Consider the following 22,223-nt stretch of genomic DNA (forward strand, 5'->3'; position numbering starts at 1 on the left):
TTTCATGGGTTCACCGCGGCTTGCGCGCGCATTTCGTCGAGGACGCGAGCGAGCCCCTGCTCGAGCGTGACCTCCGGGTTCCAGCCCAGCGCCTTCAGGCGCGCGTTGTCGCCGCCGATGGAAGGAGGGTCATACGCGCGGGGGGGCACGGCTCCGAAGTTGATCTTCGCTCCGGTGCCGGCGTGTTGCCGCACCATCGTCATGATCTCGGCGATCGGTACCGGGCGCGCCGAGGCAATGTTGTAGGTCCCGGTCGTCGCGCGCTCGAGAAGGACTGCGAAGCCGCGAGCCACGTCATCGACATGCAGGTAATCGCGCAATTGCGTGCCCGCGCTCGCATCGAAGTCCTTGCCCGCGAGCATCGCGCGCGCCACGGCGGGAATCACGCGGCTGGGATCCTCGCCGGGACCATAGAGGTAGAAAACGCGCCCGAAGGCGAACGTGTAGTCGCCGAGTGCGGCCATCTGCTGGCCGATGAGCCCCAGCGAGAGCTTGCACGCGGCATAGAGCGTCTCGGGCTTCGTCGGACCGTCCTCGCGCATCAGGGCCGCCTGCGGCGCGTACTCGAAGCAAGTGCCCGCCGCCACCACGCGCCTGCAGCCAACGCGCTCGAGCAGGCGCAGGAGCGCGATGCTTCCCGCGAGGCAATCGAGGTTGCGCGGCGAAGGAAGGTACTTGCCCGGCTCGGCGTACCACGCGAGGTGCACGCAGCCTTCGGGCGCGAACGCCTCGATGCCTGCGCGCGCGGACTCGATCGACTCGAGCGCACCTTCGATCTTGCGCAGGCGCGCATGACCCTCGAGGCGCTTGAGCGAATGTCCGGGCGTGACCAGCGCGGCGACTTCGTGTCCGCGTTCCTCGAGCACGCGCAGCACGCGCGCGCCGATGAATCCCGTCGCCCCCGTGAGCAGGACCTTCACGCCGCGAAATCCGCGTAGCCCGCGTCGCGCTCGGAAACGACCGGATCGGCGACCGGCCAGCGGATCGCGAACGACGGATCGTTCCAGCGCGCGCCGCGCGAGGCCTCCGGGACGTAGGGCACCGACATCTGGTAGTACACCTCGCTGTTGTCGGCGAGTGTCTGGAAACCGTGGCCAAACCCGGGAGGGATGTAGAGCGCGCGGTGATTGTCCGCCGTGAGCTCGAAACCGACCCACTTGCGGAACGTGGGTGAATCCGGGCGCAGATCGAGCGCGACATCGAAGATCGCGCCCGCCGTGCAGCGCACCAGCTTCGCTTCGGCATGCGGTTCGGCCTGCCAGTGCATGCCGCGCAGCGTGCCGCGCTTCGCGTTGTGCGACACGCTGCACTGGGCCACGCGCGCATCGAGGCCGGCGCGGGCGAACTCCTCGGCGCAGAACGAACGCCCGAAGAAACCGCGGGCATCCTCGCGCCGCTCAACGTCCACGACGACGAGCCCGGGGATCAACGTGGTTGCAAACTTCATCGCCGCCGGACGAGCGTGCCGCCTGCATACGGCGGCTGGAGCGCGCAGTGCCGGGTGTCCAGGATGAAGTTGGGCCGGCCGAGCGTGTTCTTGTAGAGGCGCGCGACGTAGATCGAAACCGCCATGACCGTGGCCCCGAGATACAGCGCGACGACGACGATCAACGTCGCGAGCACGCACCGGTCGCCGTGGGCGCCATAGGCCCATCCGAGGCCGGCCACGAGCGCGGCCCAGAACGGAAACGCATAGGCGGGCAGGCGCAGCAGGAGCGTGGAGGACGAAAGAATCCCCGCGATCGCGAACAGCGTCATCCCGATGAAGTTGTAGTGCGTCGTGCCGGCGATGCGCGGCTCGCGCCGGTAGGCCACGCCCACGCGCCGGAACCCGACTCGCCCGATCGAGGCGCGGATGAACGGAAACGAGTTCGTGTCGTGCGCAATGGCGTCGCGGACTTCGCGCGTGATCATCGCGAACTCCGCCATGTCGAGGATGATGTCCTCGTCGGCGATCGCGCGGGTCACGCGGTAGAAGAGCTTGCGCATGCCCTTGAGGAACGCGCCCTCGGGGCGGTCCACGCGCTCGCCGTAGACGATGTCGTTGCCTTCCTCGATGAGCTCGAGGAAGCGCGGGATCATTTCGGGCGGGTCTTCGCAGTCCACGTCGATCACGACGAAGAGGTCGCCCTGGGCATTGCGGAGGCCGCACTCGACGGAGCGCTGGTAGCCGCAGTTCTTGCTGAGCGAGAGGACGAAGACGTTGGGGTGCGCGGCGCGGAGCTTCGCCACCGCATCGAGGGAGCCGTCGGTCGAGGCGTTGTTGAGGAAGACGACGTGCGTCTCGTAGCGCGCGGCGATGCCGTCGAGCACCGGCTTCAGGCGCGCGAAGAAGAGCGGGATCACCGCTTCCTCGTTGAACACCGGACAGATCACCGCCAACCGCGGCAACGCTTGCATCGCAACGCTCACTCGCTCATCCCGATCTTGGGCGCCGCTATGATACAGGCCAATTGAGAGCAACAATCGCGATGTACAATCATCGACATGCGAGATTCCGAATTCGTCCAGGACGCAACGTACGCCGATCATTTTGGTGCGTACAAGTCCATCCTCAACCGCGTCCTCGACCATGACCCGGCGATGTTCGAGCTGCCCGTCGGCATCCGCATCGTCGATATCGGTTGCGGATACGGGGACCTCCTCAAGCTCCTGCGCTCTCGCGGCCACACGAACCTCATGGGCGTCGAGCCCGACCTCACGTGCCTCGAAGGGGCGCGCAAGGAAGGGTTCGAAGTCCGCGAGGGAACGCTGACGGCAACCGGCCTGCCCGATGCCTGCACCGATGCCGTGATCGTGAGCATGGTCTTCCACCACGTCGACGATTACGACGCCGCGATCCGCGAGGTCGCGCGGGTCCTGAAGCCGGGCGGCCTGCTTTGCGTCATGGAACCGGCCCCCACCGTCCTGCGCACGCTCATGGATTTCCTGACGTTCAAGACGCCCCTGCCCCGGATCTCGAAGTCCGTCGGCCAGCGATACGCGGTCATGAAACTCGAGATCGAGACGGGCCTGTATCCCAAGTTCCTCGCCGAGCAGAAATCCTTCCACGCCATCCTGCAGGGCCGCTTCGAGAAGGTGTGGTTGCGCCGCGCCTGGTTCTTCCAGTTCGGCAAGTACCGGCTGCGTTCGCCCGTTTGAAGTGCCGCCACTGCGAGGCTGAGCTCTCGCACGTTTTCCTCGACCTCGGTTCGGCGCCGCCGTCGAACAACTACCTTTCCCGCGAGTCGCTCGGCAAGCCCGAGACCACTTATCCGCTGCGCCTGTTCGCGTGCGATCGCTGCTGGCTCGTCCAGACCGAGGACTTCGCCGCCGCCGACGAGCTCTTCGCGAGCGACTACGCGTACTTCTCCTCCACGTCGCAAGGCTGGCTCGATCACGCCGCGCGCTACGTCGAGATGATCACGAAGCGCCTCGCACTCACCTCGAAGAGCTTCGTGATCGAGGTGGCCTCGAACGACGGCTATCTCCTCAAGAACTTCCTCCCGCGCAACATCCCCTGCCTCGGCATCGAACCCACGCAGAGCACGGCGGAGGCGGCGGAGAAGATCGGCGTGCCGGTCCTGCGCGAATTCTTCGGCACCGGGATCGCGACGAAGCTCGCGAATGAAGGACGCCAGGCCGACCTCATTGCGGGCAACAACGTGTACGCCCACGTTCCCGACATCAACGACTTCACCAAGGGCCTGCGCATCGCGCTCAAGCCCGGCGGGACCATCACGCTGGAATTCCCGCACCTCATGCGCCTCATCGCGGAGAGCCAGTTCGACACGGTCTATCACGAGCATTTCTCGTATCTCTCGCTCACGGCCGTGCGATCCATCTTCGAGCGCGCGGACCTGCGCGTACTCGACGTCGAGCGCCTGCCGACGCACGGCGGCAGCCTGCGCGTGTACGGCTGCCACACGAACGATCCGCGCGCGACCACGGGCGCGGCCACGGCGCTCTTCGCGGAAGAAGAAACCTTCGGCCTCACGAAGCTCGCGACGTACCAGGGTTTCCAGGCGAAAGCCGATCGCGTGCGCGATGATTTCCGCGCGTTCGTGCAGGAACAGAAGCGCGCGGGCAAGCGGATCGCAGGTTACGGCGCCGCCGCCAAAGGCAACACGCTGCTCAACTACGCGGGCATCGATGCGACGTCGATCGACTTCGTCTGCGATGCAGCGCCCTCGAAGCAGGGCAAGTACATGCCGGGCAGCCACATTCCGGTCGTCGAACCCGCGGCACTCGCGCGCGAGCGACCGGACTTCGTCGTGATCCTGCCCTGGAACATCGCCGATGAAGTGCGCCGCCAGCAGCCCGCGGCGAACTGGGGCGGGAAGTTCGTGGTCGCAGTGCCTGCGCTCCAGATCCTCTCTTAGCAAGAAAGTACCGCGCCCGTCGCCGGACCCCGACAGGAATGTCGGATTGGCCGTGCCCGGAATGCGGAATCCTGCACAGTCCGGGGGTGTCTATCCCCTTATAATGGTGAGGTCCGCGAGACTGTCACCGCGAACCCCCTTCCAGGAGAAATCCCATGTTCCGTTGGATTGCCCCCGTAGTAGGCGCCTTACTGGGGCTCGGCGCACTGAACGTGCAGGCACAGACCTGCAACACCACGATCAACCCGGGCAACGACATCACCCTGACCATCCAGGGGATGACTTCGGGTCAGGTGCTCTGCCTGAATCCGGGCAACTACACTCCCCCGCCGGGCTTCCCATCCAACGGGTCCTTCGCGGTCGGCGTAGGCGTCATCGTGCGCGGCCTGGGCGCGACGCCCTTGCAAACCACGCTCACAGCTTCCAACGGCGCCGACCATGCGCTCTACTTCACTAATTACCTGACCACCAAGAACGCGAACGGCGCTCAGCTCATCAACCTCACGATCACGGGAACAGGTGGCGTGCAGGTGCAGAACTTCACGGCGGCGCCGGCAGGGCGGCTGACCGACATCAAGCTGAAGGACGTGATGATCTTCACGAACGCGACGGCGGGCCCCTTCTTCGGGGTCAAGACGCAGAACGCGGATCGCATCGTGCTCGACAACGTGCAGATCACGTCGCACAACACCGCGATCAACTTCATCGACACGACCGATTCGCTGGTGATGAATTCGACCGTGACCAACACCGTCGCCGTCAGCGCCGCGGCCCTCTCGGTCCTGGGCGGATCGGGCAACCGGTTCATCAACAGCACGTTCGGGCAGCCGCGCGTTTCCGCGGGCGCCGCGTACTCGTTCAATGGCGGTGGCGTCGTGTTTTACAACACGTCCGACAACCGCTTCGAGGGCAACACGGTACAGGGCATGCAGGCCGACGCCGTGGCCTTCACGATCTTCGACCTCTCCCCCAATGGCCTGCCGCTGACGAAGTCGCTCAACAACTACGCCGGCCGCAACCAGGTCCTCCACAGCGCGTTCCCGATCAACGGACTGACCGCGGGCTCGTCGGGCATCTGGTCGAACTGCGCGAGCGACGGCACGTGGGTGTACGGAAACACGGTGACGGGTTCGGGCGAAGGCGGCCTCACGATCTTCGAGGGCCGCAACAACATGTTCCTCGGGAACGTCAGCTTCAACCACGGGCTGCTGGGCACGTACATCTCGGGCGACCAGACCGCGATGAACGACTGCACACCGGCGGGCAACACGACCTTCCGCCAGAAGCCGAACAACAACTTCATCATCAGCAATGCGAACCTCTATAACCCGCTCGAGCAGGTGGTGGTTCGCGATGCCGACAACACAGTGCTCCAGCGCAACTTCTCGTCGCCGACCGCCGGCCTCGGGGGCCCCACCCAGGCGTGCACGTTCGCGACGTGCCAGGCCAGCTTCTCCCTCGAGACGGATGGCACCGCGGGCCGCAACACCAACGCCGGCACGCGATTGATCGCGAACACGAGCATCGGCACCCAGCGCGGACTGTGGACGCAGAACACGACGCCCAACAGCGTCACCGGCCTCGCGTTCTACCTCAATCGCACCATCGGTTCCGGTTCCTCGCTCTACGAAACGCCCGTGACGCACTTCATCGACGGGTTCTCGGTCGTCGGCGGCAACTACTGGACCAACTTCAGCCCCTCGGGCAACCCCAGCGCCACGCCGTACAACGGCGTCGCGCACAACACGGTGGGCGGCACCGGCAACGTCGTCGACCGCTTCCCGTACCAGTCCGAGAACCTGGGTCGCGGTTTCGGCGTGGTGATCTCCGAGCCGCGCGCAGGCGCAGCGGTCGCCATCGGCAGCCAGCGCACCCTTCGCTGGGATGCTCCCGGCTGCTCGTACGTCACCTTCACGCTCGGCGGGCAGAACCTCGTCGTGAACACGCCCAACACGGGCTATGCGGTCGTCACGATTCCCGCGATCGCCACCGGCGCCAACAACGTCGTCGCAACCTGCAAGGATGCGGCGGGAACCGTTCGCGGCACGACTTCGAACGGCCCGACGTTCAACGTGATGTCGGCCAACCTCAAGATCGTGAGCCCGGGCCGTGACGACGTGTTCAACACGACCACGTCCGTCTGGGTGGCCTGGAGCAACCCGTCGCACCTCACCCCCGTCACCGTCGACGTTTCGTCCGATGGCGGCGCGAGCTGGGGGCAGGTCGCCAGCATCGCGGGCATCTCGGCGTCGAACCCCGTCACGTCGACGCGCGTCAATACGCCCGCCGCCGGCACGGCCAACGCGATCTTCCGCGTGCGCTCCGGTGGCACGACGGCCACGAACTGCGGCGGCGTGACCAACTGCGACGAAATGGATGGCGTGTTCGCAGTACGCGGCGCAACAGGCGCGTTCGATGCGCTCAACCTCAACGCCGGCCGCACCTTGCAGGTCGGCGCGGTGGAACGCATCGAGTGGTCGTCGCCCCAGACGTCGCGCCTGGTGACGATCACCGCGGTCTCCAGCGGCGGCGGCGGCGTGGTCACGGTGGCTACCGATCTTCCCGACCGCGGCTTCTTCGACTGGGTCATGCCGGATTTCCCGATCGGCACGATTTCCCTCACGGCCAACTTCAAGACCAACACGGGCGCCGCAGTCGGCGCGCCGGTCACCATCGTCAACGGCGGCAGCATCCGTCGCCTGCAGACGATCACCTACGGGACGATCCCGACAGTCGTGCCGGGCGGAAGCGCGCCCATCACGGTGACGACCAACTCCGGCCAGGCCGTGACCCTCACCAGCCAGACGCCTGGCGTGTGCACGGTGACGGGCAACACCATCAACGGCATCTCGAACGGCGTTTGCACGATCACCGGCAACGTCGCGGCCAACGGCAACTACTCGGCTGCGTCGCCTTCGGTGATCTCGTTCAACGTCGGCCTCTCGCAGACGATCACCTTCAACTCGACGGCCTACATCGGCGTCACGAAGAGCATCACGCTCAGCGCGACGGCCAACTCCGGCCTCACGGTCACGTTCACGTCGCTCACGCCGGGCATCTGCACGATCAGCGGCGGCAACGTGCTCACGGCCAACAGCTCGGGCACGTGCACGGTGGCGGCGGACCAGCCGGGCAACGGCACTTACGCCGCGGCCCCGCAGGTTCAACGCAACCTGCAGGCGATGGCGACGATCCTGCTGCCGCGCCTCGCGAACCTCTCGACGCGTGGCTTCGTGGGCTCCGGTGGCGACGTGATGATCGCGGGCCTGATCATCGGTGGCCCGACCGCCAAGACGGTGGTCGTCACGGTGGCCGGACCTTCGCTCTCGGGCGCGGGCATCCCCAACCCACTCGCGAACCCGACCCTCACGCTGATCCGCTCGTCGGATGGCGTGGTGGTCGGATCCAATGACAACTGGCAGCAAGCCGCGAACGCCGCGCAGATCCAGTCGGCAGGCTTCGCGCCGGCGCATCCGGCCGAGCCGGCGGTCATGATGACGCTCGCTCCGGGCGCGTACACCGCGGTCGTGCAAGCTTCCGGCGGCGTGGGTACGGGCATCGGATTGGTCGGCGTGTACGAAGTCGCCGAACCCGAAGTACCGCTCATCAACATCTCGACGCGCGGCTTCGTGGGTACCGGCAACGACGTGATGATCGCCGGCCTGATCGTCCAGGGCAGCAACACGCAGTCGGTCGTGATCACGGTGGCCGGCCCGTCGCTCGCGGGCGCGGGCATCCCCAACCCGCTCAACAACCCGATGATCACGATCGTGCGGGCTTCGGACGGCGTGGTGATCGCCACCAACGACAACTGGCAGACGCAGACGAATCCGGGGGACGTCACCCTGATCCAGAACGCGGGCTTCGCGCCGGCGCATCCGAACGAACCTGCGGTGTACCTCACGCTACCTCCAGGGGCGTACACCGCGATCGTGCAGGGCGTCTCGAGTACGACCGGTGTCGGCCTCGTGGGTGTGTATGCCGTCGCGCAGTAAGGGATGCTGAAGAAGCTGGCGGCGCGGCTCCGGGGCTCCCCAGCCCCGGCGGCGGATGGTTCGCCGCCGCGCGCCGCCATCCTCGACCAATACGTTCGTACGGCGCCTGCTCCCCAGCAGGCGCTGGACATTTTCAAGGGCGATTGGTGGTCGAGCCTGCCGGGTGACTTCGCAGGCCTCGCCGCCGGGCAACTGCCGCTCTTCAACGACGACCGCATCCACTGGGCCGTCAAGGCGCTGGGCGGCGTCGAGGGCAAGAGCATCCTCGAGCTCGGCCCGCTCGAAGCCGGCCACACCTACATGCTCGAGCAAGCCGGCGCGCAATCGATCTTCGCGATCGAAGCGAGCACCAAGGCTTTCCTCAAGTGCCTCGTCGTGAAGGAGATCCTCGGCCTGCAGCGCTCGCGCTTCGTGCTCGGGGACTTCGAGGAGTATCTACGCGCCGGCGGCCAGCGCTTCGATGCCGCGATCGCCTCGGGCGTGCTCTATCACATGCGCCAGCCGGTCGAGCTCATCGCGAACCTCGCGAAGGCGACCGACCGCGTCTTCATCTGGACCCAGTACTACGTGAAGGAACGCGTGGACGCGATCGCCCACATGAAGGGGCGCTTCCGCGAAGGGCACACCGCGGAGTCCATGGGTTTCCGGCACACGCGCTATCCCTACTACTACGGGGACTTCCTCGACACGTCGCGCTTCGCCGGCGGCAGCGAGGAATACAGCCACTGGCTCTCGCGCGAGGATCTCCTCGGGGCGCTGCGCCACGTGGGCCTTACGGACATCGAGATCGGCAAGGAAGAGCTCGACCACGCCAACGGGCCGTGCCTCTCGCTGGTCGCCCGCCGCCCGCAGTCCTGAGGGACTAGCGCGGCTCCGACGACGCGAGCTCCGCGTCGATCGCCCGAAGGATCTCCAGGCGCGACATGTGCGGTCCCGTTCCGTGGCGCGCGAGCGTCACGTAGAACTCGCAACCCTCCGTCGCATGGAAGCGCACCTCGCGCAGCTTGGTGTAGCCCAGCGCGAAGAGGTCGGCCATCAGCAGCCGGAAGGAGTGCGGCACGAAACACCAGTTGTGCACATCGAGGTACGCGCCCTTGTCGCGCACTTCGCGGATCTTGTCGCGCGCCTGCTGCGCCGAGTGGATGAAGCGATAGTCGCCCGGCGTTGCCGCATCCCACCCGAGCAGGCCCGACTTCGCCGCCACGTTCATGTAGTACTCGGCCGCCGTTCCCGCCGAGTGCACCTTCATGCCGGCGAGGTGGCTGTCGATCACGCGCGCGAGGCCCGTGATCGGCCGGAAGCGATCGAACACGTAGCGCTTGTCCGGAATGACGAGCGAGAGCACGCCGCCGTCCTTCAGCAGCGAATCGCAGTCGGCGAGGAACGCGATGATGTCCGGCGTGTGCTCGATGAGGTGCGAGGCGATGATCCAGTCGTAATGCTTCGGCTTGCCGGTGAGCTCCAGGTAGGTCTGCCCGCTCCAGACGAAATCGACTTCCTCGATCTGCTCGAGCGGCAGCCCCTGCCCCTGGTACTTCGCGACGAGATCCTCGCGCGTGGCGTGGTCGATGATGTGCACGTTGTAGCCCTCGCGCTTGGGCGCGAGCGGGTCGTGGCTCGGGCCGATCTCCAGGCCCGTGCCCGCCTTGTCGATGCCTTCGAGCACGCGCGCCTTGCGGCCCAGCGGCCGCGCGAGCCCGGGCACTGCGGCGGGCGAACTGAAAAAACGGCGCATCGCGACATGCGCGCGTGACATGAGCGACGCCGTCCCGGGCTCGTGCAGTTCGCTCGCAGGCACTTCCTGGTACGACGGCCCCGAGATACTCGTCAGTTCCAGCGTGTCGCAGGCGAACTCGCAGGGCATCGTGCTCGGATCGAAGCGCACGTGGCGCGAAGGGTGAGGCAGGAAGAATTCCGCCTTGAAGACTGCGCCATCGCGGACCATGTCGACCGCATAGGTCTCCGAGTACGCGCCGATCGAATCGGGCAGGTACAGGCGCGGGTCGCGCACGTCGCCGCTGCGCCCGTCGATGCGCGCGCTCGCCGCGTACCAACCGACGTCGAGCCCCAGCTCGCCCTCGGTAACGCTAGCGAGGAACGCGGGATCGTTGCTGTGGACGTTCCAGATGCGGACGCCGTTGTCCACGCCAATATCGACGGGGTCGGCGTGGAGGGTCGTAAGTTGGAGGCGCATGGGCTGGGGCATCAAGGTCGGGACCGATTCTACTGGCTCCCGCCGATCTTCCGCTGCAATGGAAGGATTCATGGGTCCAAGCTGTTTACCCGCTGTCCCGACCCAGAGGAACGTGCCATGACGATCGCCACCCTTCGCCGCCTCGCGTGCATTTTCTTCCTCGCCGCGGGCTTCCCCGTCCAGGCTTCGTTCCACCTTTGGACGATCAACGAGATCTACTCGAACGCGGACGGCACGGTCCAGTACATCGAGCTCACCACCGCCGATGCCGGCCAGCAATTCCTCGCCGGGCACACGGTCTCCACGAGCTCGACGGGTTCGGCAACGCAGAACTACACATTCGGAACCAACCTGCCCGGTGACAGCGCCGGCAAGAAATTCCTGATCGCCACGAGCGGCTTCGCCGCACTCGGCATCCTGGTGCCCGACTACGTCGTTCCCAACGGCTTCCTCTTCAAGCACGCGGCCACGCTGGATTTCTCCGGCGTCGATGTCTGGAACTACGCCAACACGCTGCCGACCGACGGTTTCCTGTCACTCAATCGCAACGGCACGCAGGGCATCAATTCGCCGACGAACTTCGCGGGCGCCACGGCGCAGATCGCGCCGCCCGGGGGATTCCTCGCGAACCTCGCGACACGAGGGCCGGTACTCACGGGCGACGGCGTGATGATCGGGGGCTTCATCATCCAGGGCACCAAGCCCAGGACGGTGATCGTCACCGTCGCCGGCCCGTCGCTCACCGGTGCGGGCGTTCCCGGTGCACTTGCGAACCCCACGCTCATCATCATTCGCGCCTCCGACGGCGTGGTGATCGCCAACAACGACGACTGGCAGACCCAGACCGTCCCCGCGCATGCCACGGCCATCTCGGCCGCGGGGTTCGCGCCGGCCAATGCGCTCGAACCGGCGGTTTACCTCACCCTCGGACCGGGCGCCTACACGGCGATCGTGCAGGGCGCGGGGGGTACGACCGGGATTGCGCTGATCGGCGTCTACATGACCCCGTAACACGGGGCGATTTCCCCCTTGTCCTACGCAGTTCCTGCCGGGCAGATTCGGCAGACGGACTGTGACGCCTGTCGCAGAGTGGACCCCGGGACCTGAATTACAATGCTCGGTCCACAGCGCTCGCTATAGGAACAAGGAACATGGGATCTCACGTTTCGCGTATCGCGGGTGTTGCCCTCCTGTTTTGTGCCGGAATCGCGAGCGCGGCCACGCCGCTCTTCATTCCCCTCGACAAATCGAGCATCGTGCGCAAGTCGGACGCCACCGATATCCCGGTCGCGTTCAACCGCCCCGGACTCGAGAACCTGGTTCCCGGCGACGAAGTCGAGCTCACGCTCCCCAACGGCTCGCGCCACGACTACGTCTACGAGCATTCGATCGCCCACGGTGGCGGCATCGTCACGTGGATCGCGCGCAGCCCGATCACCGGCGACAACGAACGCGCGATCATCACCTACGGCCCGCACGGCGCGTGGGGGTGGATGAACACCACGTACGGCGCCTATCGCGTCTATCCCTCGGGCGAGGGCTACGACCTCCTCGCCCCGCGCTTGCGCCAGGATTTCTCGCCGACCTTCCCCGGAGGCGATGCGATCACCGTCGAACCCGATGCGCCGGGAATCGAACACCTGAAGGGCATTCCGACGCATGTTCCCGCGCCGATCTCCAAGGCGGGAGGCTTCTTCAAGGTGACGCCGGTGCCGACGGTTCGCGCCGACGTGATGATCATCTACACGAAGGACCTCGCGCAGAAGCTCGGCGTGGGCCTGATGCCGATGCTCATGAACCTGATCGCGACCGCGAACCAGGCGTACGTGGACAGTGAAGTGGCGATCACCCTGCGCCTGGTGAACGCGACGATGCTCGACCTCGCGAATACCAATGGCTCCTCGGCCATCCTGAGTGGCATGCGCAACGCGGCGAGCGGTGCCGACGTCGGACTCAATGCGATCTTCCAACCGCTCACCTGGGGCGCAGGAACCTCGATCCGCGACCAGGTTGGCGCGGACTTCGTCGCCCTCGTGCGCGATGGCCCGAACGACACCGGCGGGATCGGCAACCTCGCGTTCAACACCGCGATCTATCCCGCGGTTCAGTCGATCTTCACGACCGCCTATTCGGTGAACAACTTCTGCGTGCAGGGCTGCGAGCAGATTTTCGCGCACGAGCTCGGCCACAACATGGGCAACCACCATGACACGGCCACCATCGCCAAGGACGGCGGCGGCACCACGACGATCGCGACGGGTGCCTTCCCGCATTCGTACGGCTGGTACTCGTGCGTCAACGGGCTCACGTGCAACCCGTACCTTCCCAACGGCACGGGCGGCGCCTGCACCGCCTCGGGTCCGTATGCCAGCTGCTTGACACCGGCCGCCAATGATTTCGGTACGGTCATGTCGTACATCGGGCCGCGCATCATGAAGTTCTCGAATCCCAACCTGAACAACTGCGTGCCGACGGGTGGCAATGCGGGCGCTCCGCGCGCCTGCGGCGGTGTCGTGCCCGCACCCGCACCGGGTGGGAAGACGGCCAACAACGCGCTGTCGATGAACGATTCGCGCGGAAGTATCGCCGCGTACCGCAACGAGACGATCGCGAACACGCCCGGCTCGCTGCAGTTCACAAACATGGTCTTTTCGGGCAACGAAGGCGGGAACATCACCTTCACGGTGAGCCGCGTCGGTGGCTCGTCGGGTGCCATCTCCGTGAGCTACGCACTCACGGCCGGCAGCGCGATCTCGGGCACCGACTACACGAACGTGAGCGGTTCGCTCAACTGGGCCAACGGCGACACGGCCAACAAGACCTTCATGGTTCCGATCTCCGCCGATGCGCTCGCGGAGGACATCGAGAGCTTCACCGCCACGCTGTCCACGCCCACCGGCGTGCCCGGCGTGTACATCGGCTATCCCGCCACTGCGACGGGCCTCATCAATTCGCCGTGGCCCATCGGCGGCACGATGCCCACCGGATTCACCACGTCGGGACCGAACGCGTGGACGACCGCGACGGACCAGGTGTTCGAAGGCACGACGAGCCTTCGCTCCGCGCAGGCGTTCGGGAATTTCGGTGCCGGCAATGCGGGGATTTCCGACCTCGTCTACACCGCCAACTTCTCCGCGGGTCCTGTGGTGTTCTCGTATCGCGTGTCGAGCTACCAGAACCAGGGTGTCTTCCAGTTCCTGGTCGACGGCGTGATCGTCCACACCAACACGGGCGAATCGGGCTGGACATCGTTCGCCTACGACCTCACCGCCGGCAGTCACACGCTGACGTGGCGCTTCAGCAACAACATGCCGAGCGCCTGCGGCAGCGGAGGATGGAGTCCTCCCCCGGTGGGTGGAGCAGGCGTCTGCGCCGACCGCGTCTGGATCGACGCCGTCGCCCTGCCGGCCAACTCACCGCCGACGAACCCCCCGCGCCTCGCCAACATCTCCACGCGCGGCCAGGTGCTCACCGGCGGCGACGTGATGATCGCGGGCTTCATCATCGGTGGCTCGGCGGCGAAGACGGTCGTGATGACCGTCGCGGGTCCCTCGCTTATCCCGGCAGGCATCCCCAATGCGCTCGCGAATCCGCAGCTCACGCTCATTCGCCAATCCGACGGCGTGGTGATCGGCACCAACGACAACTGGCAGACGCAGACGGTCCCCGGTCACGTGTCCTCGATCCAGGCCGCGGGCTTCGCGCCCGCGCACCCGAACGAGCCCGCGCTGATCGCGACGCTCGCGCCCGGCGCGTACACCGCGATCGTGCAGGGTGTTGGCGGAACCGGTGTCGGCCTCGTCGGGGTCTATGAAGTCAACACGCCCGAAGTCCCGATGATCAACATCTCGACGCGCGGCCAGGTGCTCACCGGCGGCGACGTGATGATCGCGGGCTTCATCATCTACGGCGACAACACAAAGAGCGTCGTGGTGACCGTGGCCGGGCCGTCGCTCGTGGCGGCGGGAATCCCGAACGCCCTCATGAATCCGCAGATCACGATCGTGCGCCAGTCCGATGGCGTGGTGATCGCAAACAACGACAACTGGCAAACCCAGACGAATCCGGCGCACGTCGCCCAAATACAAGCCGCGGGCTTTGCACCCGCGCATCCGAACGAACCCGCCGTGATCCTTACGCTACCGCCCGGTGCGTACACCGCGATCGTGCAAGGCGTCGGTGGTACCGGCGTCGGGCTCGTTGGCGTCTACGCGATCCCCTAGGAGCTCGTCATGAAATCCATTCGCCTCGCCTTCGCGGCGGCGGCCTGCGTGAGCGCGGGCGCCGTTGCCGCGCCGCCCACCGTCGGCGGCTGCCAGGTTTTCCCCGCGGACAACCACTGGAACACGCCGGTCGACAACCTGCCGGTGCACTGGCGCTCCACGGCCTGGGTCACGTCCATCGGCAACACGGCGAAGCTGCACGCCGATTGGGGCAACAACCTCGCCGATTTCTACGGCATCCCGTTCATCACCGCGACGAACGCCACGCCGCCGGTGCCGATCCTTCCCTACTCGGGCAGCGATCCCGAAGACGACTACTCGGACGAGAGCGATCCGGGTCCGTATCCCATCCCCGCCGCCGCGCAGGTCGAGGGCACGCCCGGTGCGACGGACGGCGATCGTCACGTCATCGCGATCAACACCGACGACTGCATGCTCTACGAGCTCTACGTCGCGACGAAGCTGGGCGGCGGCACGAGCTGGAAGGCCACGTCGTTCGCGAAGTTCAACCTCGCCTCGAACGCGCTGCGCACCGCAGGCTGGACCTCGGCCGATGCCGCGGGCCTGCCGATCTTCGCGGGCCTGGTGCGCTGGGAGGAAATTGCCGCGGGCGAGATCAACCACGCCATCCGGCTCACCGCGAACAACGTGCTGGGACGCGAGAACGGGCAGAACAAGTACCTGTGGCCCGCGCGCCACTGGTCGACGAGCAACACCAACCTTGCGTTCCCGCCGATGGGCGCGCGCTTCCGCCTGAAGGCGGGCTTCAACATCTCCACGTTCAGCGCGCCCACGCAGGTGATCCTGCGCGCGCTGAAGAAGTACGGTTTCATCCTCGCCGACCGCGGCAGCAACTGGTACTTCCAGGGTGTCTCGAGCGCGAGCTATCCCAACTCGTTGTTCAGCGAGCTGGGCTCGATCTCGGGCAGCAACTTCGAGGCCGTCGATACCGCGCTCCTGCAGGTCAACGTGAACAGCGGGCAGGCGCTGCAAGGCGTGAACGGCAACCCGGCGCGCATCGCGAACATCTCCACGCGCGGCCAGGTGCTCACCGGTGGCGACGTGATGATCGCGGGCTTCATCGTGACGGGCACGGCGCCCAAGACCGTGGTCATCACCGTCGCGGGTCCTTCGCTCGCGGCCGCCGGCATCACCAATCCGCTCGCCAATCCGGTGATGACGCTCGTGCGCGCTTCCGACGGCGTGGCGATCGCGAGCAACGACAACTGGCAATCGCAGACTGTTCCCACGCATGTCGCCGACATCCAGACCGCGGGCTTCGCGCCCGCGCATCCGAACGAGCCGGCGATCATGGCAACCCTCGCACCGGGCGCGTACACCGCGGTCGTGACGGGCGCGGGTGGCACCACCGGCGTGGGGCTCGTCGGCGTGTACGAGGTCGATCGCCCCGACGTGCCGGTCATCAACATCTCCACGCGCGGCCCGGTGCTCACCGGCAACGACGTGATGATCGCGGGCTTCATCATCTACGGCGACAGCACGAAGGACGTCGTCGTCACGGTGGCCGGTCCGTCGCTTTCGGGAGCGGGCATTCCCAATCCGCTCAACAATCCGATGCTCACGATCGTGCGCGCCTCCGATGGCGTCGTGATCGCGACCAACGACAACTGGCAAACGCAGACCGTTCCGGGCCACGTGGCGATGATCCAGAACGCGGGCTTCGCGCCCGCGCATCCGAACGAGCCTGCGGCGTACCTCACGCTGGCGCCGGGTGCGTACACGGCTGTCGTGCAGGGCGTGAGCAATACGACGGGCGTCGGGCTCGTGGGTGTTTATCGCGTCAATTGACGTAGGTCCGCTGTCATCGGCGCGGGAGTAGAATTTCGCCCATGAAAACGGCCCGCTTCGTACTCCTCCTCGCCGCCCTCGCCTTCGGGTGCGGCGGCTCCATTGCCGCGCCACTCACCGGCGTGTCTGCAATTTCCGCCGGCGGCTTCGACGGCTACCTTCAGGACATCGACCACTCCTGCGCGATCAAGGCGGGCGACGTCGTGTGCTGGGGCTACAACGGGCAAGGCCAGCTGGGAAACGGAACAACCGTGACCAGCATCTTTCCTGTCGCTGTCTCCGGCCTGAGCGGCATCACGGCCATCGCGTCTGGCAACAGGCACACCTGCGCGATCACGAGCGCTGGAACGGTGAAGTGCTGGGGGGGCAACGCGGGGGGCGCGCTTGGCGACGGCACGACCACCGATCGGACGACACCGGTCGACGTGATCGGAATTCCGGCGGGCGTCACGGCCATCGCCGCAGGAGCGGCGCACACCTGCGCATTGAGCACAGGCGGCGTATTGACGTGCTGGGGTTACAACTTGCACGGCCAGCTCGGCGACGGGACGATCGGCGCCGGCATCATCGCGGTCGCCGCTGGCGAAGCGCACACGTGCGCGGTCACCAGCGCGGGCGCTCTCAAGTGCTGGGGCAACAACGTGGTCGGGCAACTGGGCGACGGCACCGAGACGAGCTCCTTGGCACCGCGCGACGTCCAGGGCTTGTCGAGCGGCGTGCTCGCCGTTTCAGCCTCCGCCCTCCAGACCTGCGCGCTCCTGTCGGGCGGCACCGTGAAGTGCTGGGGCTACAACACAAGTTCGACCTCTCCCAACACGAGAAACACGCCGCAGGACGTGACGGGATTCGGAAACCCGGTGACGGCGCTCACGTCGTCAAACAACCAACACCATTGCGCGATCACATCGGCCGGCAACGTCAAGTGCTGGGGCGACAACACGCGCGGCCAACTCGGCATCAACTTCCGGGGCTACACGTTCGGACCTGGTGCCGACGTGATCGGACTCTCGAGCGGAGTCACGAGCGTTGTCGCAGGCGCGAATCACAGTTGCGCCATCGTGGCCGGGGGCGAGGTGAAGTGCTGGGGCCTCCTGACCGAGACAACGTGGGCTCCCGGCAACATGTTCAACCTGCCGTTCCTGCCCACTCCCCAAACTGTCGGCATCCTTGCGCAAGCGATCACGTTCCATGCGCCGGACAATCGCGACCTGAGCGCTTCTCCGTTCACCCTCCCTGCGACTTCAACCTCGGGACTCGCGATCGTGTACACGTCGCGCACTCCGGGAACCTGCGCCGTCTCCGGCGGGACGCTGGACCTGCTCACCTCGGGCGTGTGCCTGCTGACCGCGAGCCAGCCAGGCAACAGCGATTACTACGCCGCAACGCCAGTCGATCGCGGGTTCCTCATCACGGATGCCGCTGCCGCCACCACGCCTCGCCTCGCCAACATCTCGAGCCGCGGGCAGGTCCTCGCCGGCAACCCGATGATCGCGGGCTTCATCGTCGGTGGATCGATTCCGAAGACCGTCGTGGTCACGGTCGCAGGCCCGTCGCTCGTGAACGCTGGAATCGCGAACCGGCTCGAGAACCCCACGCTGACGCTCGTGCGCCAATCCGACGGCGCAATCATCGCGACCAACGACAACTCGGGCTCGCAGACCAATCCGTCGGATCTCGAGGCTCTCCAGGTGGCGCGCATGCAGCCCCTCTTCTCGGACGAACCCGCGATCATCGCCACATTGCCGCCGGGTGCGTACACCGCCGTCGTGCAGGGCGTGGGCGGCACCACTGGCAACGCCCTGGTCGGCGTCTATGAAGTGGATCACCCCGAGACTCCGCTCAGCAATATTTCCACGCGAGCCCAGGTTCAAAACGGCAACGACGTGCTGATCGCCGGCTTCATCATCCAGGGCAACAACTCAAGGAACGTGGTGGTCACAGTCGCCGGGCCATCGCTTTCGAACGCCGGCGTCCCGAACCCGCTCAGCAATCCGATGGTCACAATCGTGCGCCAGTCCGACGGCGTGGTCATCGCGAGCAATGACGATTGGCAATCACAGGCCAATCCTGGAGACGTCGCCACGATCCAGAACGCCGGATTCGCGGTCGCGCACCCACAGGAATCCGCGGTCTACCTCACGCTGCCCCCGGGCGCCTACACCGCGATCGTGCAGGGCGTGGGTGGTCGAGTCGGTGTCGCGCTGGTGGGCGTTTACGTAGCGCCCTGATCGCCGCGGCGTAGGACCACTGTCATCGGCGCAGGAGTAAAATCCGCCCATGAAAACGACCCGCTTCGCACTCCTGCTCGCCGCCCTCGGCTTCGGGTGCGGCGGCGCCTTCGCCGCTCCCATCACCGGCGTCTCCGCGATTTCTGGCGGCGGCTATGACGGATACACCCAGGACTACGACCACTCCTGCGCGATCAAGGCGGGCGATGTCCTGTGCTGGGGCTACAACGCCAATGGCCAGCTCGGGAATGGAACGACCACCAGCAGCATCCTTCCGGTTCCGGTCACCGGCTTGAGCGGAATCGCGGCCATCGCCTCCGGCGGCACGAACACCTGCGCGATCACGGGCACCGGAAGCGTGAAGTGCTGGGGAGCCGGTGCAACGACGCCCGTCGACGTGACCGGCATCCCGGCCGGCGTGACGGTCCTTGCCGCGGGCGTGGGGCATACCTGTGCGCTGAGCACGGGTGGCGTCCTGACCTGCTGGGGCGACAACACGCAAAGCCAGCTCGGCGACGGAACGATCGGCACGGGCATCGTCGCGATCGCCGCCGGGGAATATCACACGTGTGCCGTGACGGGCGCGGGCGCGCTCAAGTGCTGGGGCCTGAACAACGCCGGGCAGCTTGGTGACGGCACGTACACCAACTCTGCGGCGCCCCGCGACGTCCAGGGATTGTCGAGCGGCGTGATCGCGGTCTCCGCTGGCAACAACCACACATGCGCCCTTTCCACCGGCGGCACGGTGAAATGCTGGGGCCACTTGACGACGTTCACCTCCCCCTATTCGGCCAACACGCCGCAGGACGTGAACGGGTTCGGGAATCCGGTGACGGTCCTGAGCTCGGCGGGCTATCACAACTGCGCGCTCACGACGGCGGGCAACGTGAAGTGCTGGGGCAACAACACGCGGGGTCAGCTCGGTTACGACTTTCACGGCTTCACGCTGGCCCCGGGCCCTGACGTGATCGGATTGTCGAGTGGCGTCACCAGCGTTGTCGCGGGTGGCAACCACAGCTGCGCGATCATCGCCGCGGGCGGGGTGAAGTGCTGGGGCCTTCTCTCGGTAGCGACCCAGGGACCCGGCAACATGTTCAACGCGCCGTACCTGCCGACGCCGGTCACGATCGGACTCCTGCCGCAGATGATCACGTTCGGCGCGATGGCCAACCGCGATCGCACGGCCTCTCCGGTCACCCTGGACGCAACAACGAGCTCGGGACTCGCGGCGGAGTACTCCTCGCAAACGCCCAACGCCTGCTCGGTATCCGGCACGACGTTGACCCTGCTCTCGTCGGGCGTGTGCCTGCTCACCGCGAGCCAGCCCGGCGACATCGATTACGACCCTGCCGCACCGATCAAGCGGGGGTTCCTCATCACGGACGCCGTGGCCGCCGCCACGCCCCGCCTCGCCAACATCTCGAGTCGCGGGAGAGTCCTCACCGGCAACGACGTGATGATCGCGGGGTTCATCGTCGGCGGATCGAATCCGAAGACCGTCGCCGTCACGGTCGCAGGCCCTTCGCTCTTCACCGTCGATGTCGCGAACCGGCTCATGAATCCCACGCTCACGCTCGTGCGCCAATCCGACGGCGTGGTCATCGCTACCAACGACGACTTCCGCACGCAAACGAATCCGATCGACCTCGACGCCCTCTTCGCAGCCGGTCTCCAGCCCAACAACGATTTCGAGCCCGCGATCATCGCCACGCTGCCGCCGGGTGCGTACACCGCGATCGTGCAGGGCGTGGGCGGCACCACCGGCATCGCGCTGGTTGGCGTTTATGAAGTTGATCACCCCGAAGTCCCGCTCAGCAATATTTCCACGCGAGCCCAGGTTCAAAACGGCGACAACGTGCTGATCGCGGGCTTCATCGTCCAGGGCAACAACCCGAAGGACGTGGTGGTGACTGTTGCAGGGCCGTCGCTCGGGAACGCCGGCATTCCGAATCCGCTCAGCAACCCGATGGTGACGGTCGTGCGGCAGTCCGACGGCGTAGTCATCGCGAGCAATGATGACTGGCAGGCGCAGGCGAATCCCGGGGATGTCGCCAAGATTCAGAACGCCGGCTTCTCGGTCGCGCATCCGCTGGAATCCGCCGTCTACCTCACGCTGCCGCCGGGCGCATACACGGCAATCGTGCAGGGCGTGGGTGGCCGAGTGGGTGTCGGACTCGTGGGGGTCTACGTAGCGCCCTGAAGTCTTCGGGGCGTAAACTTCGGGCCATGAAACGGGCCCGCTTCGATCGACTTCTCCTCGCCGCGCTTTCCCTCGCGTGTGCGAGCTCGTTCGCCGCGCCGCTCCTGCCGCAGTCCATCACGTTCGACACGATGTCCGGCCGCGATCTCGCTGCCTCTCCCGTCGCGCTGTCGGCCGTCGCGAGCTCGGGACTTGCGGTGGAGTACTTCTCGCAAACGCCCAGCACCTGCTGGGTCTACGGCGCCACGTTGACCCTGATCTCGTCGGGTGTATGCCTGCTCACCGCGAACCAGCCCGGCAACAACGACTACGACGCTGCGGCGCCGATCAGGCGTGGGTTCCTCATCACGGACACCGTGGCCGCCACCAGGTCCCGCCTCGCCAACATCTCGAGCCGCGGGCAGGTCCTCACCGGCAACAACGTGATGATCGCGGGCTTCGTCGTCAGCATCTCGGAGCATTTGCCGGTGTCGTATGGGAAGACTGTCGCGATCACGGTCGCCGGCCCTTCGCTCGCGACGGCCGGCATCGCGAACCCCCTCATGAATCCCAAGCTCACGCTTGTGCGCCAATCCGACGGCGTGGTCATCGCCACCAACGACGACTTCGGCACGCAAGCGAATCCGATCGACTTCGACGCGCTTCAGGCGGCCGGACTCCTGCCCTCCCACGGGCTCGAGCCCGCGATCATCGCCACGCTGCCGAGCGGCGCGTACACCGCGATCGTCGAAGGCGTGGGTGGCGCCACCGGCACCGCGTTGGTCGGCGTCTATGAAGTCGATCACCCCGAGCTGCCGCTCATCAACATTTCCACGCGGGCCCAGGTCCTCACGGGCAACGATGTGTTGATCGCAGGCTTCATCGTGCAAGGCGACTACCCCAGCCGCAAGCAGGTCATCGTCACCGCCGCCGGGCCCTCCCTTGCAGACGCGGGCATCGCGAATCCGCTCAGCAATCCGATGATCACGGTCGTGCGCCAGTCCGACGGCGTGGTCATTGCCAGCAATGACGACTGGCAGAACCAGCATCCCGGGATTGTGTCCTCGATCCGCGGCTCGATCTTCGCGCCCGCCCATCCCCAGGAATCCGGCGTGAACCTCTTTCTCGACCCGGGCGCCTACACCGTGATCGTCCAGGGCGCCGGCGGCCGCGTCGGGGTCGGACTCGTGGCCGTGTACGCGGGACCCATCGCAGTCCAGTAGTTGTCTCCAAG

Annotated in this window: 14 protein-coding genes; 10 read left to right on the forward strand and 4 right to left on the reverse strand. The window is 66.3% G+C overall.

Translation table 11 applies throughout. From position 1 onward, the window contains the following. Positions 1–2: 2 nt before the first annotated feature. From DSM104440_RS16860 to DSM104440_RS16870, 3 genes are read right to left on the reverse strand one after another with little or no spacing between them, the layout of a single operon-like run. Positions 3–920 carry an NAD-dependent epimerase/dehydratase family protein gene (locus tag DSM104440_RS16860; protein ID WP_171164684.1) on the reverse strand — a complete coding sequence of 306 codons (918 nt, stop codon included), beginning with the start codon at positions 918–920 and terminating at the stop codon, positions 3–5. Continuing rightward, entirely contained in the window at positions 917–1,447 is a 531-nt protein-coding gene (gene rfbC, locus DSM104440_RS16865) for a dTDP-4-dehydrorhamnose 3,5-epimerase (protein ID WP_171164686.1), read from the reverse strand. The genes DSM104440_RS16860 and rfbC overlap by 4 nt, the downstream gene beginning before the upstream one ends. Continuing rightward, complete coding sequence (locus DSM104440_RS16870) at positions 1,444–2,400, reverse strand: glycosyltransferase family 2 protein (RefSeq protein ID WP_171164688.1); 957 nt, start codon at positions 2,398–2,400, stop codon at positions 1,444–1,446. Before DSM104440_RS16870 ends, rfbC begins: the two co-directional genes overlap by 4 nt. An 87-nt stretch (positions 2,401–2,487) precedes the next feature. Here DSM104440_RS16870 and DSM104440_RS16875 point away from each other — a divergent pair, with 87 nt between their 5' ends. The 4 genes from DSM104440_RS16875 (at position 2,488) to DSM104440_RS16890 (ending at position 9,214) form a co-directional block, all read left to right on the forward strand. Further along, positions 2,488–3,141, forward strand: a complete 654-nt coding sequence (locus DSM104440_RS16875; RefSeq protein WP_171164690.1) for a class I SAM-dependent methyltransferase — start codon at positions 2,488–2,490, stop codon at positions 3,139–3,141. Next, the gene (locus tag DSM104440_RS16880; protein ID WP_171164691.1) at positions 3,138–4,361 is read left to right on the forward strand and encodes a class I SAM-dependent methyltransferase; all 1,224 of its coding nucleotides are present in this window, start codon (positions 3,138–3,140) and stop codon (positions 4,359–4,361) included. The genes DSM104440_RS16875 and DSM104440_RS16880 overlap by 4 nt, the downstream gene beginning before the upstream one ends. Positions 4,362–4,516: 155 nt before the next feature. Next, positions 4,517–8,356 (forward strand): beta strand repeat-containing protein, encoded by a 3,840-nt coding sequence (locus DSM104440_RS16885; protein WP_171164693.1) that lies wholly within the window; start codon positions 4,517–4,519, stop codon positions 8,354–8,356. Positions 8,357–8,359: 3 nt separating this feature from the next. Next, entirely contained in the window at positions 8,360–9,214 is an 855-nt protein-coding gene (locus DSM104440_RS16890; RefSeq protein ID WP_171164694.1) for a class I SAM-dependent methyltransferase, read from the forward strand. Positions 9,215–9,218: 4 nt separating this feature from the next. Here DSM104440_RS16890 and DSM104440_RS16895 read toward each other — a convergent pair whose 3' ends face one another. Next, positions 9,219–10,550, reverse strand: coding sequence for a class I SAM-dependent methyltransferase (locus tag DSM104440_RS16895; RefSeq protein WP_171164696.1), 1,332 nt, complete (start codon positions 10,548–10,550; stop codon positions 9,219–9,221). A 117-nt stretch (positions 10,551–10,667) separates the two neighbouring features. On the opposite strand from DSM104440_RS16895, the gene DSM104440_RS16900 reads away from it, so the two are divergent. The 6 genes from DSM104440_RS16900 to DSM104440_RS16925 all read left to right on the forward strand — a co-directional run bounded on the left by DSM104440_RS16900 (position 10,668) and on the right by DSM104440_RS16925 (position 22,212). Then, positions 10,668–11,561, forward strand: coding sequence for a hypothetical protein (locus DSM104440_RS16900; RefSeq protein WP_171164698.1), 894 nt, complete (start codon positions 10,668–10,670; stop codon positions 11,559–11,561). 140 nt (positions 11,562–11,701) lie between these two features. Then, on the forward strand, positions 11,702–14,773 hold the full coding sequence (locus tag DSM104440_RS16905) for a Calx-beta domain-containing protein (RefSeq protein WP_171164701.1): 3,072 nt from the start codon (positions 11,702–11,704) through the stop codon (positions 14,771–14,773). Between the two features lie 9 nt (positions 14,774–14,782). Then, positions 14,783–16,582 carry a hypothetical protein gene (locus tag DSM104440_RS19340; protein ID WP_212758114.1) on the forward strand — a complete coding sequence of 600 codons (1,800 nt, stop codon included), beginning with the start codon at positions 14,783–14,785 and terminating at the stop codon, positions 16,580–16,582. A gap of 41 nt (positions 16,583–16,623) precedes the next feature. Continuing rightward, positions 16,624–18,810 (forward strand): RCC1 domain-containing protein, encoded by a 2,187-nt coding sequence (locus DSM104440_RS16915; protein WP_171164703.1) that lies wholly within the window; start codon positions 16,624–16,626, stop codon positions 18,808–18,810. 49 nt (positions 18,811–18,859) lie between these two features. Beyond that, positions 18,860–21,010, forward strand: coding sequence for an RCC1 domain-containing protein (locus DSM104440_RS16920; protein WP_171164705.1), 2,151 nt, complete (start codon positions 18,860–18,862; stop codon positions 21,008–21,010). A gap of 26 nt (positions 21,011–21,036) precedes the next feature. Further along, on the forward strand, positions 21,037–22,212 hold the full coding sequence (locus tag DSM104440_RS16925) for a hypothetical protein (RefSeq protein ID WP_171164707.1): 1,176 nt from the start codon (positions 21,037–21,039) through the stop codon (positions 22,210–22,212). The last annotated feature ends 11 nt before the right edge of the window (positions 22,213–22,223 follow it).

It is taken from the genome of Usitatibacter palustris (assembly GCF_013003985.1).
GTDB lineage: Bacteria > Pseudomonadota > Gammaproteobacteria > Burkholderiales > Usitatibacteraceae > Usitatibacter > Usitatibacter palustris.

Bases quoted from the DNA above. Each gene is read 5' to 3' on its own strand.
- DSM104440_RS16895 (WP_171164696.1), bottom strand. From the start codon at position 10,550: ATGCGCCTCCAACTTACGACCCTCCACGCCGACCCCGTCGATATTGGC.
- DSM104440_RS16925 (WP_171164707.1), top strand. From the start codon at position 21,037: ATGAAACGGGCCCGCTTCGATCGACTTCTCCTCGCCGCGCTTTCCCTC.
- rfbC (WP_171164686.1), bottom strand. From the start codon at position 1,447: ATGAAGTTTGCAACCACGTTGATCCCCGGGCTCGTCGTCGTGGACGTT.
- DSM104440_RS19340 (WP_212758114.1), top strand. From the start codon at position 14,783: ATGAAATCCATTCGCCTCGCCTTCGCGGCGGCGGCCTGCGTGAGCGCG.
- DSM104440_RS16920 (WP_171164705.1), top strand. From the start codon at position 18,860: ATGAAAACGACCCGCTTCGCACTCCTGCTCGCCGCCCTCGGCTTCGGG.
- DSM104440_RS16900 (WP_171164698.1), top strand. From the start codon at position 10,668: ATGACGATCGCCACCCTTCGCCGCCTCGCGTGCATTTTCTTCCTCGCC.
- DSM104440_RS16905 (WP_171164701.1), top strand. From the start codon at position 11,702: ATGGGATCTCACGTTTCGCGTATCGCGGGTGTTGCCCTCCTGTTTTGT.
- DSM104440_RS16890 (WP_171164694.1), top strand. From the start codon at position 8,360: ATGCTGAAGAAGCTGGCGGCGCGGCTCCGGGGCTCCCCAGCCCCGGCG.
- DSM104440_RS16885 (WP_171164693.1), top strand. From the start codon at position 4,517: ATGTTCCGTTGGATTGCCCCCGTAGTAGGCGCCTTACTGGGGCTCGGC.
- DSM104440_RS16915 (WP_171164703.1), top strand. From the start codon at position 16,624: ATGAAAACGGCCCGCTTCGTACTCCTCCTCGCCGCCCTCGCCTTCGGG.
- DSM104440_RS16875 (WP_171164690.1), top strand. From the start codon at position 2,488: ATGCGAGATTCCGAATTCGTCCAGGACGCAACGTACGCCGATCATTTT.
- DSM104440_RS16870 (WP_171164688.1), bottom strand. From the start codon at position 2,400: ATGCAAGCGTTGCCGCGGTTGGCGGTGATCTGTCCGGTGTTCAACGAG.